The sequence below is a fragment of the Nocardiopsis protaetiae genome (assembly GCF_045446735.1).
Classification (GTDB): Bacteria; Actinomycetota; Actinomycetes; order Streptosporangiales; family Streptosporangiaceae; genus Nocardiopsis; species Nocardiopsis protaetiae.
In genome coordinates, this window is record NZ_JBJJBV010000165.1 from 1 (window position 1) to 15,497 (window position 15,497).

At 72.9% G+C, this 15,497-nt stretch carries 14 protein-coding genes and 1 riboswitch; of the genes, 8 read left to right on the forward strand and 6 right to left on the reverse strand.

The window, feature by feature from the left end:
* Positions 1 to 135: 135 nt before the first annotated feature.
* On the forward strand, positions 136 to 1,350 hold the full coding sequence (locus ACJOT3_RS22785; RefSeq protein WP_406975125.1) for an FAD-dependent monooxygenase: 1,215 nt from the start codon (positions 136 to 138) through the stop codon (positions 1,348 to 1,350).
* A gap of 93 nt (positions 1,351 to 1,443) precedes the next feature.
* On the opposite strand, the gene ACJOT3_RS22790 is transcribed toward ACJOT3_RS22785, so the two are convergent.
* Positions 1,444 to 2,127: a TetR family transcriptional regulator gene (locus tag ACJOT3_RS22790; RefSeq protein ID WP_406975126.1), complete on the reverse strand. Its 684-nt coding sequence runs from the start codon at positions 2,125 to 2,127 to the stop codon at positions 1,444 to 1,446.
* A 158-nt stretch (positions 2,128 to 2,285) separates the two neighbouring features.
* On the opposite strand from ACJOT3_RS22790, the gene ACJOT3_RS22795 reads away from it, so the two are divergent.
* Entirely contained in the window at positions 2,286 to 3,953 is a 1,668-nt protein-coding gene (locus tag ACJOT3_RS22795; protein WP_406975127.1) for an MFS transporter, read from the forward strand.
* Between the two features lie 59 nt (positions 3,954 to 4,012).
* Here the strand turns inward: ACJOT3_RS22795 and argJ are convergent, their stop codons facing one another.
* Positions 4,013 to 5,173: a bifunctional glutamate N-acetyltransferase/amino-acid acetyltransferase ArgJ gene (gene argJ / locus ACJOT3_RS22800; protein WP_406975128.1), complete on the reverse strand. Its 1,161-nt coding sequence runs from the start codon at positions 5,171 to 5,173 to the stop codon at positions 4,013 to 4,015.
* A gap of 171 nt (positions 5,174 to 5,344) precedes the next feature.
* Here argJ and ACJOT3_RS22805 point away from each other — a divergent pair, with 171 nt between their 5' ends.
* A complete protein-coding gene (locus tag ACJOT3_RS22805) occupies positions 5,345 to 6,376 on the forward strand; it encodes a serine hydrolase domain-containing protein (protein ID WP_406975129.1) in 1,032 nt (343 codons plus the stop codon).
* A 345-nt stretch (positions 6,377 to 6,721) separates the two neighbouring features.
* On the opposite strand, the gene otsB is transcribed toward ACJOT3_RS22805, so the two are convergent.
* Positions 6,722 to 7,543, reverse strand: coding sequence for a trehalose-phosphatase (gene otsB / locus ACJOT3_RS22810; protein WP_406975130.1), 822 nt, complete (start codon positions 7,541 to 7,543; stop codon positions 6,722 to 6,724).
* Between the two features lie 310 nt (positions 7,544 to 7,853).
* A complete protein-coding gene (locus ACJOT3_RS22815) occupies positions 7,854 to 8,138 on the reverse strand; it encodes a DUF3263 domain-containing protein (protein ID WP_306365814.1) in 285 nt (94 codons plus the stop codon).
* 208 nt (positions 8,139 to 8,346) lie between these two features.
* Here ACJOT3_RS22815 and ACJOT3_RS22820 point away from each other — a divergent pair, with 208 nt between their 5' ends.
* The 3 genes from ACJOT3_RS22820 (at position 8,347) to ACJOT3_RS22830 (ending at position 11,139) form a co-directional block, all read left to right on the forward strand.
* Positions 8,347 to 9,486 (forward strand): S8 family serine peptidase, encoded by a 1,140-nt coding sequence (locus ACJOT3_RS22820; protein ID WP_406975131.1) that lies wholly within the window; start codon positions 8,347 to 8,349, stop codon positions 9,484 to 9,486.
* Between the two features lie 423 nt (positions 9,487 to 9,909).
* The gene (locus ACJOT3_RS22825; RefSeq protein WP_406975132.1) at positions 9,910 to 10,356 is read left to right on the forward strand and encodes a hypothetical protein; all 447 of its coding nucleotides are present in this window, start codon (positions 9,910 to 9,912) and stop codon (positions 10,354 to 10,356) included.
* 189 nt (positions 10,357 to 10,545) lie between these two features.
* Positions 10,546 to 11,139 (forward strand): GrpB family protein, encoded by a 594-nt coding sequence (locus ACJOT3_RS22830; protein WP_406975133.1) that lies wholly within the window; start codon positions 10,546 to 10,548, stop codon positions 11,137 to 11,139.
* Positions 11,140 to 11,154: 15 nt separating this feature from the next.
* Here the strand turns inward: ACJOT3_RS22830 and ACJOT3_RS22835 are convergent, their stop codons facing one another.
* Both ACJOT3_RS22835 and ACJOT3_RS22840 read right to left on the reverse strand, forming a co-directional pair.
* A complete protein-coding gene (locus tag ACJOT3_RS22835; RefSeq protein WP_406975134.1) occupies positions 11,155 to 11,625 on the reverse strand; it encodes a hypothetical protein in 471 nt (156 codons plus the stop codon).
* A 214-nt stretch (positions 11,626 to 11,839) separates the two neighbouring features.
* On the reverse strand, positions 11,840 to 13,276 hold the full coding sequence (locus ACJOT3_RS22840; RefSeq protein ID WP_406975135.1) for an alpha,alpha-trehalose-phosphate synthase (UDP-forming): 1,437 nt from the start codon (positions 13,274 to 13,276) through the stop codon (positions 11,840 to 11,842).
* Between the two features lie 365 nt (positions 13,277 to 13,641).
* Positions 13,642 to 13,783, forward strand: a riboswitch (SAM riboswitch).
* Positions 13,784 to 13,796: 13 nt separating this feature from the next.
* On the opposite strand from ACJOT3_RS22840, the gene thrC reads away from it, so the two are divergent.
* A complete protein-coding gene (gene thrC / locus ACJOT3_RS22845) occupies positions 13,797 to 15,056 on the forward strand; it encodes a threonine synthase (RefSeq protein WP_406975136.1) in 1,260 nt (419 codons plus the stop codon).
* A gap of 73 nt (positions 15,057 to 15,129) precedes the next feature.
* Positions 15,130 to 15,408 (forward strand): ubiquitin-like small modifier protein 1, encoded by a 279-nt coding sequence (locus ACJOT3_RS22850; RefSeq protein WP_406975137.1) that lies wholly within the window; start codon positions 15,130 to 15,132, stop codon positions 15,406 to 15,408.
* The last annotated feature ends 89 nt before the right edge of the window (positions 15,409 to 15,497 follow it).

The following is a 15,497-nucleotide window of genomic DNA, read 5'->3' on the forward strand; positions in this document are numbered from 1 at the left end:
GTGTGCGGCGGCGCCGCCGCGCTACTGTGGCGGCCGAAGGTCATTGAGGACATCGGTGAATAAAAATGGGTCATAGATGACCCAAAAAGGGTACGATGACCGGATGTGGTCGTCCGTGACACCAGGAGGTAGTGCGTGCCCACCCGGAACAGGACCGTTCTCGTCGTCGGCGCAGGCGTGGCCGGTTCCGCCTTCGCCCACTGGGCCGCCCGGCACGGCTTCACCCCCACCGTCGTGGACCGCGAGCCCCGCCTCTCCTCCCGGCTCTCCCGTGTCGAGATCGGCTTCGGCGGCATCGCCGCCCTGGGGCGCATGGGCCTGCTCGACCGCCTCGCCGACGAGATCGCGCCCCCGCCCGCGGTGGAGTTCCGCTTCCGCGACGACGGCGACCCGGTCCGGGTCCCCGCCCCCTCCGCCGAGCACACCCTGGTGGTCCGCCGCGACCCGCTGCTGCGCGAGCTCCGGGACCTGACCTCCGCCGACGCCGAGTTCCTGTTCGGCGACTCCGTCGTCGGGCTGGAGCAGACCCCCGACGGCGTCGACGTGGAGTTCGAGCACGCCGAACCCCGCCGGTTCGACCTGGTCGTCGGCGCCGACGGCCTCCGCTCCACCGTGCGCGAACTGGCCTTCGAGGGGACCGCCGCCGACCACATCCACGACCTCGGTGTCACCGTCGCGGTGTTCACCGTCCCCGACTTCACCGGCCAGACCGCGCTGTCGTCGATCCTGGTCAAGCCCGGCCGCGGCGCCATGCTCACCGACATCCCCGGCGAGGACGCCCTGGAGGCCGTCCTGCTCCGCCGCCGGACGCACAAAGAGGGGGAGACCACTCCGGAGACCCCCGAGGACCTGGCCCGGGCCTTCGCCGAGGACGGCTGGGAGGTCCCGCGCATTCTGGAGGCGATGGCCGGCGCCGACGTGGAGATCGCCTCCACCCGCCAGGTCCGGCTGGACACCTGGAGCCGCGGCCGGGTGGTGCTGCTCGGCAACGCCGCCTTCTGCTCCGACCCCATGTCCGGCATGGACACGGTGCTGGCCCTCAAGGGCGCCATGTCGCTGGCCGGTGAGCTGGCCCGGGTCGACGGCGACCACCGTGCGGGGTACTTCGCCTACGAGGCCGCCATGCGCCCGCACGTGGAGCACGCCCAGTGGATGGGCGAGTACTCGGTGGACGGGGTGGCCCCCTCCGGCGGGTCGAGCGGCCTGCGGATGACGCGCGTCGCGGTGTGGGCGGGGGCGATCACCTCGCGGATGGTGGCGTTCCTCACCGGCGGGAGCGCCCCCGGCGAGATCGGACCCGAGTTCCCCTTCGACCGCTACCTGCCGGCGGGGGAGCGCGACACCGTCTGAGGCCTCGGGCGACCCGCGTCGGTCCGCCGCGGCGCGTGGTCTCCCGCGGTACTTCCTCCGGCTTCGGCCCGCCGCGTGGCGGCCCGCCGCGTGTCAGCCCGCCGCGCGGCAGACCGCGGCCGGGGTGCCCCAGCCCGGGCCGATCACCTCGGGCACCAGTTCCAGCTGGCGCATGAAGCTGTCGAGGAGCTCGGACAGCCCGGTGCCCCCGGCCGCCTCCCACTCCTGGTGCCCGTTGGAGAGCGCCGCGAAGAAGATCGCCGCCACCAGGTCGGGCCGGGGGTCGCCGGGCTCGGCGCCGGTGCGCAGCGCGACCGCCTCCGCCAGCCGGTACTGGCGGCGCTGGCAGTAGGTCATGCCGGTGCGCACCAGCTCGGGGCTCTCGGCGATGATCTCGGCCGCACCGCCCTTGAAGTGGTGCATCGCCCGCCGCCCGACGACCTCCCAGTGGGTGCGCATCGCGTTGCACAGCGCCTCGAAGGGCGGCTCGTCGGCGGGGCGGGCCAGCAGGTGTTCGATGAGAACGCCGTCGACGCTCTCCATCGCCTCCAGGACCACGTCCTCCTTGGTGGGGAAGTACCGGAAGAACGTGCGCTGGGAGACGCCCGCGCTGGCGGCGATCTCCTCGGTGGTGGTGTTCTCGTAGCCCTGTTCGTGGAACAGGCGCAGCCCCGTCTCGATGAGCGCCCTGCGCGTGCGCGCCTTCTTGGCCTCGCGCAGCCCCGGGCGAAGCCCCCCGGAGGACTCCCCGACGGTGTCGGGGCTCGTCGTGCTCATGGACGCGCCTCCCGCCTGCTCCCGCGGCCCTGCCGCGGGCCGCTCCTCCTCCGGAGGATACCCGTACGCGGATGTGGTGTCAGTCACTGTAAAAAGTCAGTGGCTGACAAGTGTCAGTCGCTGCCATAATCTGGGGCGGACGACTTCGAGGGGGACCCATGACCGCACCGACCACCCCGCCCGGGAACACCGCGCCGCTGGAGAGCACGGCACCGCCGGGGAACAGCGCACCGCCGGAGGGCACCGCCCCGCCCGATCGGCCGACGCCCGATCGGCGGACGGCCGGCTGGACGCGCAGCCCCTGGGCGACCCTGGTCGCCATCGCGTTCGGCGTGATGATGGTGGCGCTGGACGGCACGATCGTGGCGGTCGCCAACCCCGCCATCGGCGCCGCGCTGGGCGCCTCCCTGGCCGAACTCCAGTGGGTCACCCACGGCTACCTGCTGGGCCTGGCCGTCTTCCTCATCACCGCGGGCAAGCTCGCCGACCGGTTCGGCCACCGCCGCGTCTACCTGGTGGGCGTGGTCGGGTTCGTCGCCTCGTCGGTGGCGATCGCGCTGTCCTCGGGGGTCATCATGCTGGTGGCCTTCCGCATCGCACAAGGCGTTTTCGGCGCCCTGCTGCTGCCCTCGGCCATGGGCCTGCTGCGCTCGGTGTTCCCGCCCAGCCGGCTCGGCCGGGCGTTCGGCGTGTTCGGCAGCATCATCGGCGCCTCCACCGCCGCCGGCCCCATCATCGGCGGCCTGCTGGTCGGCTCCCTGGGCTGGGAGGCCGTGTTCTACATCAACGTCCCGGTCGGCGCGGTCGCCGTGGGCCTGGGCCTGTGGCTGCTCGCCGCCAACCGCCCCACCGACCCCGGCAGCCGCATGGACCTGCCCGGCATCGTGCTCGTGAGCGCCGCCGTGTTCGCGCTGGTGTGGGCGCTGGTCGAGGCGCCGGTGGTGGGCTGGGGCGCCCCGATCACCCTGGCCTCCCTGGGCGCCTTCCTGGTCCTGGGCACGGCGTTCGTGCTGTGGGAGCGCCGCCCCGAACAGCCGCTGCTGCCGCTGTCGCTGTTCGCCGACCGCTCGGTGTCCATCGGCGTCGTGCTCATGGTGGCGATGGCGGTGAGCCTCATGGGGTCGCTGTTCTTCGTCGCGTTCTACCTCCAGGGCGTGCGTGGGATGACCCCCGCGCAGACCGGGCTCCAGCTCATCGCCATGACCGCCACCATGGGCATCGTCTCGCCGCTCGCGGGCCGCCTGCTGGACCGGGTCGGCGCCAAGGCCCCGACCACGGCGGGCCTGCTGTCGTCGGCGGTCGGCATGTTCCTGCTCTCCGGCCTGGACACCGGCACCGGGGCGCTGTACATGTCCGTGGCGTTCCTGCTGCTGGGCGCCGGGCTGAGCCTGGTGATGACCGGCGCCACCGCCGCGATCATCGGCAACGCGCCGATGCGCCTGGCCGGGGTCGCCTCCGCGCTCCAGCAGGCCGCCATGCAGCTCGGCGGCTCGCTGGGCACGGCGGTCCTGGGCGCGGTGATGTCGGGGGCCATCGCCGTCACCCTGCCCGGCCACCTCGCCGGGGCCGGACAGGCCGCACCCTCCGCCGCCGACCTCGCCGCGGCCAACAGCACCGTCTCCCAGGGCGGCGCGGTGATCCCCGAGGGGGCCACCGCCGAGGTCGCCGACGCCGTCACCCGGGCCAGCAACCTGGCCTTCCTGGACGGGTTGCAGCTGGCCTTCCTCATCGCCGCGGGGCTGCTGGTGGCGGGTGCGATCCTGTCGCTGTTCATGCGCGCCGGGCGGATGGAGGACGGGCAGGACGCCCCCGCCGTCCACGTCTGACCCCACGGGAACGCGGAAGGGGGCGGGGCCGCGCGGCCCCGCCCCCCTGTGCGTTCCGGTCAGGTGGTGTAGTCCGCGTTGATGCGGATGTACCCCTCCGTCAGATCACAGCCGTAGGCGGTGAACTCCCCCTCACCGATCCCCAGGTCCGCCGAGACCACCACCTCGTCGCCCTTCATGTGCTCGGCCGCCCGCGCCAGCACCTCGTCGGTCGACTCCGCCGGGTAGGTCTCCACGTCCCCGAACAGGATGCGGGTGTTCTCCGGCAGGATGTCGGCCTCGTCCGAGCACTTGCCGATCGCCATCGCCACCCGGCCCCAGTTGGGGTCGGCGCCGTGCACGGCCGTCTTGACCAGCGGCGAGTTCACGATCGCCTTGGCCACCCGCTTGGCCTGCGCGTCGTCGCGCGCCCCGGTCACCCGGACCTCCAGCAGCTTGCTCGCGCCCTCGCCGTCCGAGGCGATCATCCGCACCAGCCGCAGCGCCACCTCGAACAGCGCCACCTCGAACTCGGCGATGTCCACCGGCCCCGCCACCCCGTTCGCGAACACCGCCGCGGAGTCGCTGGTGGAGGTGTCGGTGTCGATGCTCAGCGCGTTGAAGGTGCGGTCCACCACCCGGCGGAACACCTCGTCCAGCACCGGCTGCTCGACCTCGGCGTCGGTGAAGAACCAGGCCAGCATCGTCGCCATGTCCGGCTCGATCATGCCCACACCCTTGGCGATCCCCGTCAGGGTCGCGCCCCCCACCCGCGCCGAGGCGATCTTGGGGTGGGTGTCGGTGGTCATCATCGCCGCCGCCGCCCGGTCCAGGTCGGCCGGCGGGAACTCCTCGGGCAGCCCGTCCAGGTGGGCGCGGACCTTCTCCATCGGGTAGGGGCGGCCGATCACCCCGGTGGACGCCACCAGGACCTCGTCGGCGCGCACCCCGGCCGCCGCGGCCACCCGCTCCTGGAGCTCGCGCGCGTTCGCCTCGCCCACACCCCCGGTGGCCACGTTGGCGTTGCGGGCGATCACCGTGACCCCCCGCGCCTCGCCGTCGGCCGCCGCACGGCGGCTGAGCAGCACGCTGGGCCCCGCGAACCGGGACCGGGTGAACACGGCCGACACGTGCGCGGGCACCTCGGACACCACCGCGAAGAAGTCGTCGTTGGGGTCCTTGATCCCGATGTTCCCGGCGACACCGCGGAAACCGGCGGGAACGGGGGTCTTGCTGCTCAATCGTCCTCCTCGGGGTCGTGGGCGCCAGACTACTCCGCTCGGGACCAAGGGCCTGATTACGGCCCTGACCTGCGAGGGTTTCGTCCCCCGCGGAGTCCGGCACGGTGTGACAACGAGCAGATAACGGGGTATCCGCCGGAGTGAGTGGAGAACGTCGGGGGGAGGCGTGTGGTGCGTGATGGAGATTGGCTCACGGAGACGGGTGCGCGGATACGCGGTGTCCTGAAGGTGATGGTGGACGCGGGCTGGCTGCCCGGGGGCGCCGCCGTCATCGGCACCGGGGGCATGTGGGAGTTCGTGGCGGTCGGCCGGATCGACGAGGACAACGACACCGCCCCCGATGTCGCCTACGACATCGCGAGTCTGACCAAGGTGATGGCGACGTGGCCGCTGGTCGGCCAGGCGGTCGCCGAGGGGATGCTGGATCTGGACGCCCCGATGTCCGAATACCTGCCCGCGGACGGTCTGCCCGGGGCGGGTGTCACCACCCGGCAGATCCTCACCCACACCAGCCGCCTCAACCAGGTGACCTGGCTGGAGAGGTACGTGGGCACCGACCAGGACCTGGCCGAGGCGATCCTCGCCGACCCGCTGGAGGAACCCGGGTACCGGTACATCGACCGGGGGTTCATCCTGCTCGGGCTGGTGCTGGAGCGGCTGTACGGGACGGGGCTGGACCGGCTGGCCGCCGACCTGTGGGACGAGCTGGGGATGCGGTCCACGGCGTTCGGCCCGCTGGCGCGCTCGCCCGGGGTGGCGCCCACCGAGCGGCGGCTGCCCGGGGCGGCACCGGCCTGGGGCGTGGTGCACGACGAGGCGGCGGCGCTGATGGGCGGGGTGGCCGGGCACGCGGGAGCGTTCACGACCGCCATCGACCTGGGGGCGTTCGCCCGGGAGATGCTGCGCATCCACGAGGGCGGGGACGGGCCGGTGCCGCCGCCGTTCGTGCGGACGAGCTGGCGGCCGCAGGTGGACGCCGGGCAGCGGCTGTGGCGGGGGCTGGGGTGGCTGGTGACCCCGGAGGGGGTGGTGTACCACAACGGGTTCACCGGGACGAGCCTGTTCATGCACCCCGAGAGCGGCAGGTACGTGGGGGTGCTGACCAACGCGGTGTACTACGGGCGGGACCGCACGGGCCTGGTGGACCTGCGCTCGGCGGCCCGGTCGGCGGTGTCGCCGCAGTCGCACGACTCAACGCCGTAGACAACGGTTGCGGGACCGAAGGCCGGGATGCGGAGGGGGCCCGGCGGGCGCATGTGCGGCCACGCTGTGGAGGAGCGGGCGGCGGTGCGGGGTCGTGCGGCCGCGGGCCGGGACGGTTGAGCGGTGGTGACGCACGGCGGCCGGGTGTGCGACCCGCGCGGGCCAAGGCGCGGGGCGGCGGACGGTGCTGCGGCGCGTCGGGCCTGGGCGCGCGGTGAGGTTGTGGGCCGGGACGGTTGAGCGGTGGTGACGCACGGCGGCCGGGTCTGCGACCGGCGCGGGGCGGCGGACGGTGCTGCGGCGCGTCGGGCCTGGGTGCGCGGTGAAGGTTGTGGGCGTGGCGGCTCAGGGCCGGGACAGGGCGCGGGTGAGGGCGTCGAGGAACTCCGCCAGCCCGGCCGGGCCCGGCACCACCAGGTCGGCGGCCTCGGCGACCCGGGCGACCTCGCTGGAGCCCGCGCACACGGTCAGCCCGGGGACCCCGTCGGCGCGCAGCCGCGCCACCGCGTCGAACGCCGGCAGGTCGCCCAGGTCGTCGCCCGCGTACAGGACCGACCCGGCGGCGCGCTCGGCCACCAGCGCGGACAGGGCCGCGCCCTTGTCCACGCCCGCCGGGCGCAGCTCGATGACCATGCGGCCGGGCTCCACCCGGAGCCCGGCCCGCTCGGCCAGCGCCGCCAGGTGCGGGGCGAGCAGCTCCAGCGCGGCGTCCGGCTCGGCGGTGCGGCGGGTGTGCACCGCCAGCGAGCGGCCCTTGTCCTCGATCCAGGTGCCCTCGGGCGCGCCGAGGGAGTCGATGAGGCCGGGCAGCTCGGTGCGGACCAGCTCCACCCCGGGCGGCGGGTCGGCGGCGAGAACGCGGCCGTCGGCCCAGCGTTCGGCGCCGTAGTGGCCCAGCACGGTGATGCCCGGGACGCGGTCCAGCCCGCCCAGGCGGACGGCGGTGGCGGCCGGGCGCCCGGTGACGACGGCGACGGTGCCCAGCCGGCCGGCCAGGTCGGCGAGCAGCTCCACGATGCCCGGGTGGGGCGCGGAGGTGCGCGGGTCGTCGACGATGGGCGCCAGGGTGCCGTCGAAGTCGAAGGCGGCCAGGGCCTTGGCGGGGTCGGTCAGCAGGGCGTCGAGCGCGGTGCGCCCCTCGGCCGTGCTCGGTGCGGGCAGCTGCATGGCGGGCCTTTCCGGACGGGCGGCGCTTTATGGGCGGGCGGTGCTTTGCGGGCGGCGACTCCAACTTAGCGGCGGCGGGTGAACTCGGGCCGTCCGGCGGGGGCGGGGCCGACCCCGGGCGTGGCGGAACCGGTGCCCGATGTCCGTGCCGCGTTCGGCCGCCGTTCACCGGAGCGGGTGCACCATGGAGGTTCGTGTGGGATGAGAGAGGCGGGTGCGCACCCAAAGGTGCGCACCCGCATTCTTGTCTGGTTTCGGACCTGTGGTCGCGTCCGTGGTACTTCGGGCAGAGTGCGACCGAAAAGGGGCCTCAGAGCCGGATACCCAGCCGCCGCGCATTGCGTTGGCGCTGGCGGTCGGCGCGCACCCGGCGCAGTCGCTTGACCGTCATGGGATCGAAGGCCAGGGCCTCGGGGCGGTCGACCAGCCCGTTCAGCAGTTGGTAGTACCGCGTGGCGGAGAACCCGAACTCGTCGCGGATCGCCTGCTCCTTGGAGCCCTCGAACTTCCACCACTGGCGCTCGAAGGCCAGGATGCGCTGATCGCGTTCGGCCAGTGCCGACTGACCGTCTTCGGTCGGACCGATATTCGGCATGGGACACCCCCTGGGCGGAAAATGGTTTGTCCGGATCGGCCCGACTCATGCTAGCGACTCGACATGCCGGATGCGGGGGAGAAAACCCAGGACTGGCAGCGGGGATACAGTTACCTTTCCTACCCTCACGGCCACTTGTCCACGCCGGAAACCTGTGCTCATGACAGAATTACGGGGGTACAGGGGAGCAACATTAGGGAGACCTGTCGTGCTCGGGGGCATCAGCCGTCACAGGGAACACACCGGGATCGTCGCCATCGCCGCGACCGTCGTCCTCGGTCTGGTCGCCGCCCCCGCGGCGGCCGACGGGGTTCCCGACTTTCGCCCCGAGCAATGGGGGTTGCAGTCCATCGGTGCCCAGGAATTGTGGCCGGAAACACAGGGGCAGGGCATCACCGTCGCCCTCCCCGGCATCTCGGTGCACACCGACCACCCGGACCTGGTCGACAACCTGACCGTCGACGAGGAGTTCGGCGGCAACGACGGCGACGCCGACGCGGGCAGCGCCGCGGCCGCCCTGGTGGCCGGACACGGGCACGGCATGGACGCCGACGGCGGCGTGCTCGGCGTGTCCCCCGCCTCCGGGCTGCTGGTCATCCCCACCGGGGACCGGCTCGCCGCCGCGGTGCGCCACGCCGCCGACTCCGGGGCGCAGGTCATCCTGCTGCCCGAGATCCCCGAGGGGACCGACCTCACCGGCGCCACCCGCGACGCCGTCGCCGCCGGCGCCCTGGTGATCGGCCCGGCCGACGACCGGTCCGACTCCAACGTGCTGGCCGTCGGCGGGGTGGACGAGAACTCCGAGCTCATCTCCGGCTCGCCCGACGCCGGGGCGATCGACCTGGTCGCCCCCGGCGCCGACCTGGAGACCGCCGGACCCGACATGGGGCAGGTCGAGGTCACCGGAACCGAGTACGCGGCGGCGATGGCCGCCGGGGCCGCCGCTCTGCTGCGCTCGGCCCACCCGCAGCTGCGCCCCGAACAGGTCCGCGAGGCCCTGGTGGAGGGCTCCCAGCCCGGCCCGGACGGGCTGCCGAGCCTGCACCTGCCCTCCGCGGAGGCCGAGGCCGCCGGGACCGCCCAGGACATCCCGCTCTTCGACGAGGAGCTGGCCGACCGGGCCGAGCAAGGCCCCTCGGTGCCGGTGTGGGTGTGGTTCGCGATGGTCGGCCTGGTCCTGGTGCTGGGTGTGGCGCTGGTCGTGGTGTGGGTGCGCCGCTCCTCCGCCGACCCCTACGGCGTCAAGGCCGAACGCGCCCTGGAGGAGGCGGAGATCGCCCAGCAGCGCGCCGCCGAGGCGCCGCCCGCCTCCCGCCGCAAGAAGGGCGGCCGCCGCCGCAAGGGCTGACCCCGGCCGTCGGTGTCCTGGGAGGTCGCGGCCGATGGGGACGGCCGCCCCGGTGAGGAAACGGGTGGCCGGGGGAGACCGGGGGCGGGTGGATGGGGGTCGGATTTCTCTGACTCCCTGGAGGGACCATGCGACGCGTGTCCGACAGCAGTACCGGTGACGCCGACTACGGGGTGATCGGCCGGTCGTACACCGACCACCGGGTTCCCGAGCCGCGGATCGCGCGGGTCGTGCACGCGGCCCTGGGCGGGGCGCGGACGGTGCTCAACGTGGGCGCCGGGGCGGGCTCGTACGAGCCCGCCGACCGGGAGGTGACCGCGGTGGAGCCGTCGGCGTCGATGCGGGGGGCGCGGCCGGACCACCTGGCGGCTGCGGTGGACGCGGTGGCCGAGGACCTGCCCGGACGGGGCGTTCGACGCGGCGATGACGACGCTCAGCGTTCACCGGTGGGGGGACCCCGCCGCCGGGCCGGTCGCGGTCCTCACCTGCGGCCTCGGCCTGGTGCGCGACTTCTGGCTGTACGAGTACGCCCCCGAGGTGCTGGACACCGAGGCGCGCCGCTACCCGGCCCTGAGCGCTCCGGCCCGGGGGCTGGGAGGAAACGTGAGGACCATTCCCGTTCCCATTCCGCTGGACTGCTCCGACGGTTTCAACGAGGCGTACTACGGCCGCCCCGAGCGGCTGCTGGAGGAGGGGGCGCGGCTGTCCTGCTCGGCGTGGAGTTTTGTGGGCGGGGAGGTCGAGCGGCGTTTCGTCGAACACCTGTCCCGGGACCCGGCCGACGGCGCCTGGGCCCGGTGGCACGGGCGGTTGCGCGAGCTGCCCGAGCTGGTCGGATCCCTGGTCCTGGTGGTCGCCGAGCCGGGGTGACGCTCCGGAAGGAAACATGCGCGGAAAAGGGAGAAACCGAAGAAAAAGAATCCGAATTCTCTCCATGTGTATCCGCGGTGTTGCTCTCCGTGGCTATTCGGGCGTTGGTGATGTCACGAATACACGTGCATATGTAAGCGACGCCGGATGCTCTTGACTCCAGCGGGTGAACGGAGAAATCTTTATGGAATGTCTCCCCTCGAAGCGTCACCGTTGCCCTCCCGCGGGGAAACGCGGATCGATCCGGCCCCCCAGCACCGCAACCTCGTCAACGGTCGGGTCCACATCTCGGACTACGACCCCAAGTGGCCCTACCTGTTCGAGCGCGAGGCCGACCGGGTGTACGCCACCCTCGGCGACCGCGTCCTGCTGTTCGAGCACGTGGGCTCCACCTCGGTCCCCGGCCTGCCCGCCAAACCCTGCGTCGACCTGCTGCTGGTCGTCGCCGACTCCGCCGACGAGGCCGCCTACCTCCCCGACCTGGAGAAGGCCGGGTACATGCTGGTCATCCGCGAGCCCGACTGGTACGAGCACCGGGTGCTCAAGGGCCCCGACGTCAACCTCAACCTGCACGTCTTCAGCGAGGGCTGCGACGAGGTCGAGCGGATGCGCCGGTTCCGCGACCACCTCATCGCGAACCCCGACGCCCGCGAGCGCTACGTCAAGGTCAAGCGGGAGCTGGCCGAACGCACCTGGGAGAGGATCCAGGACTACTCCGCGGCCAAGGACGCGATCGTGCGCGAGCTCCTCGCCGAGGCCGGGGCTCCGCTGCCCGAGGCCTGACCCCGGGCCGCCCCTTCAGGGCCGCCGCCGGGCCAGGCCCACCAGCACCGCGGCGGCCAGGCCCGCCCACACCAGGCAGTACAGGCCGAACCCCGTGCCGCCGACCCCCGTGGCCAGGTCCCGGTAGACCATGCCGACCGCGCCCGCCGACATCATGAGCGCCACCGCCCCCACCGGCGGCAGCGACAGCCACCGGGGCACCCGGCGGGCGGCGGGCAGGGAGAGCAGCAGGAACAGCAGGGCCGCGCCCAGCCCGACCCCGGCGTTGCCCCACTGGGCGGCGGCCACCTCGCCGGGGCCGAAGTCGGCGTAGGCGTGGTCCGGGACCTCGGGGCCGCCGGTCACGCCCAGCCGGCCGGCCAGGGCGTACTGGACCTTGGACGCGACGTAGAGCAGGGACCACAGCGCCGCGGCCACCGCCCAGCGGGCGGTGCGGGCCGGGGCGTGGGCGGGGGTCCGGCGGGTGCGGGGGGTTCGTGTGTCCATACACCTAGCCTCGCCCGCGGCGCGGCCGGGTTCCTCCCCCGCACGGGGGAGGCGCATCCCCCGGCGGAGGGGCCCAGCCGGGGGCGAAGGCCGGAAGAGTACGGTGCCGAAGGCTCCGTAGGCGGGGAAGCCCACGGCCGAAGGCCGTCCTCAGGTGGGGAGGCCTACTGCCGAAGGCCGTCCCTTGAGGAGCGGTGGTGGGCGACGGGCCGGCTCAGCCCAGGGAGCGCAGCTGGTCCTGGAACCACCGCCGCGGGGGCAGCGCCACCGCCGCCTCCGCCAGCCGCTCGCGCCGGGTCCGGCGCTCGGCCGCGGACATCGACAGCGCCCGGTGCAGCGCCTCCGCGGTTTCCACCGTGTCGTAGGGGTTGACCGTCAGCGCGTACTCGCCCAGCTCGTCGGCGGCCCCCGCCTCACGAGAGAGCACCAGCACCGAGTCGCGCTCCGACAGCACCGGCCCCTCCTTGGCGACCAGGTTCATGCCGTCCCGGATCGGGTTCACCAGCAGCACGTCGGCCAGCTGGAACGAGGCCAGCGAACGCTGGTAGTCGTCGTTGACCTCCAGGATCAGCGGCGTCCACTCGGCCGTCGCGAACTCCTCGTTGATCTCCTTGGCCACCCGCAGCACCCGGTCGGTGTACTCGCGGTACTCGGGCACGTCGCCCCGGCTCGGGTAGGCGAACGCCAGGTGGGTCACCCGCCCGCGCCACTCGGGGTGCGCCAGCAGCAGTTCGCGGTACGCCTCCAGGCCCCGGACGATGTTCTTGGACAGCTCCGTCCGGTCCACCCGCACGATCAGCCTGGTGTCCCCGACCAGCTCCTCCAGGGTCTCCCGGCGCACCGCCACCAGCGGTTCGGCGGCGCTCTCGCGCAGCCCCGCCTCGTCGGCGCCCAGCGCGTGCACGCCCACCCCGATCACCCGGCCGCCGTACTCCACGGTCCGGCTGCGGAAGTCCACGTCCGCGCGCAGGATCTCCGCGCAGCAGCGCAGGAAGGCGTCGGCCCAGCGCGGGCTGAGGAAACCCAGCCGGTCGGCGCCGAGCATCCCGGCCAGCAGCTCCCGGGCGATGTCGTCGGGCAGCAGGCGGAAGTACTCCGGCGGCGCCCACGGGGTGTGCGAGAAGTGCGCGATGCGCAGGTCGGGGCGGCGGGCCCGCAGGATGCGCGGCACCAGCGCCAGGTGGTAGTCCTGCACGGCCACCCGGGCGTTGTCGGCGGCCCCCGACACCAGCGCCTCGGCGAAGGCGTTGTTGTAGGCGGTGTAGTCCTCCCACCGCCGCCGGAACCCCGAGCCGAACGACGGCTTGTTGGGGGTGTCGTACATCATGTGCTGGAGGAACCACAGCGTCGAGTTCGCGACCCCGGTGTAGGCCCCCTGGAACGTCTCCTCCGGGATGTCCAGCATGTGGACGCGCATGCCGTCCAGGTCGTACTCCAGGTCCAGCCGCGCCCCCGGCGACTCGGCCGCGGCCCGCCGGTCGGCCTCGGACAGGGCGGCGCACACCCAGATGCTGTCGATCTCGGTCGCCACCGAGATCATGCCGGAGACCAGCCCGCCGCCACCGCGGCGGTGTTCCAGCTCGCCGTCCTCGGTGATCGAGAAGGACACCGGTCCTCGGTTGGAGGCGATGAGGATCTGGGCCTTGTCCACGTGGTCTCGTCCTCTCGGAGTGCGCGGGATTCCGGTCGAGCGCAGGATACGGAAACGGCCCCCGGATCCGGTGCCGTACCCGGTGCGGAAGGGGCGGGCGGCGGACGGCGGAAGGCGCACCCTAGGTCTCGCCGGTCGGTACACGCCCCAAACCCGCCACAGGTCACAGGCACAGGATGTCACCCGGAGGAAACAGAGCACGTGCACGGGGCCGCCCCGGACCTGTGCCGTCTCACCATGTGAGTCGGTTCGTGTTACCCGGATCACGCCCCGTGGAAAATCGGTCAACACGTCCGTTACAGTGACCATGCCGGTTCCGGAAGGAACCGGCACAACGCGTGACAACCGCTTTCACAACTTCATATTGCTCATCCAGAGGGGTGGAGGGACCGGCCCTGCGAAGCCCCGGCAACCATCTCGGCGTACATCGCTCGCGGACACGCGAGGCGGCCGGGACAGGTGCCAACTCCGGCCTGGGGACAAGGTGTCCACCAGGGAAGATGAGGGGAGACGCCTCGCCATGGCGATTACCGCCACCGAACCCACCTCCGTCCGCTCCTTCGGCCCCGCCGCCGCGCTGTCCTGTCGCGAATGCGGCGAGCGCTACGACCTCGCCCCCCGTTTCGCGTGCGAGTTCTGTTTCGGCCCGCTGGAGGTGGCCTACGACTTCGGCACCGTCACCCGCGCCGACATCGAGGCCGGTCCCAACAACATCTGGCGCTACCGGCACCTGCTCCCGGTCCCGGCGAACGTCGCCGAACTGCCCAACATGAACCCCGGCCTCACCCCCCTGGTCAAGGCCGACCGCCTCGCCGCCGAACTGGGCCTGGACTCCCTCTACGTCAAGGACGACTCCGGCAACCCCACCCACTCCTTCAAGGACCGGGTGGTGGCCATCGCCGTCGAGGCGGCCCGCAACTTCGGGTTCACCACGCTGTCCTGCTCCTCCACCGGCAACCTGGCCGGCGCCGTCGGCGCGGCCGCGGCCCGCGCCGGGTTCGAGTCCTGCGTGTTCATCCCCGCCGGGCTGGAGGAGGCCAAGGTCGTCATGGCCGCCGTCTACGGCGGCAAGGTCGTGGCCATCGACGGCAACTACGACGACGTCAACCGGTTCTGCTCCGAGCTCATCGGGGACTCGGCGGGCGAGGGCTGGGGCTTCGTCAACGTCAACCTGCGCCCCTACTACGGCGAGGGCTCCAAGACGCTGGCCTACGAGATCGCCGAGCAGCTCGGCTGGCGGCTGCCCGAGCAGATCGTCATCCCGATCGCCTCCGGCTCCCAGCTCACCAAGATCGACAAGGGCTTCCAGGAGCTCATCAAGCTGGGCCTCGTCGAGGACCGGCCGTACAGGATCTTCGGCGCGCAGGCCACCGGCTGCTCTCCCGTGGCCCAGGCCTGGGAGAAGGACCTCGACGTCATCCAGCCGGTCAAGCCCGACACCATCGCCAAGTCGCTGGCCATCGGCAACCCGGCGGACGGTCCCTACGTGCTCGACATCGCCCGCCGCACCGGCGGATCGGTGGAGCACGTGGGCGACGACGAGGTCGTCGAGGCGATCTCGCTGCTGGCCCGCACCGAGGGCATCTTCGCCGAGACCGCGGGCGGCGTCACCACCGGTGTGCTGCGCAAGCTGGTCCGCGAGGGGCGGCTCGACCCCGGGGCCGAGACCGTCGTCCTCAACACCGGTGACGGGCTCAAGACCCTGAACGCGGTCAGCGCCGGCGTGACGGCCACCATCGCGCCGTCCCTCAAGGCGTTCGCCGAGGCCGGGCTGGCCTGACCCCGTGCCCCGGGGCGGCGCCACGCCCCGGGGTCCCCTCTCCCCACGATCACCACGACAGAAGAAGGACGCCATGAGCGCCAGCGTTCGCGTGCCCACCATCCTGCGCACCTACACCGACGACGCCGCCGAGGTCACCGCGCAGGGGAGCACCCTCGCCGAGATCCTCGACGACCTGGAGGCCAACCACCCGGGCATCCGGGCGCGCATCCTCGACGACAACGGCAAGGTGCGCCGCTTCGTGAACGTGTACGTCGGCGACGAGGACGTGCGCTTCGCCCAGGGCCTCCAGACGGAGATCGCCGAGGGCGCGCAGATCTCGATCATCCCGGCGGTCGCGGGCGGCTGCTGACCCCCATCGCCCACCACGGACCCCGCCGGCTCGCGAGGCCCGGCGGCTCCCCGGCCCCGCGTCCCCCAGGACGCGGGGCCGCCCTCGTC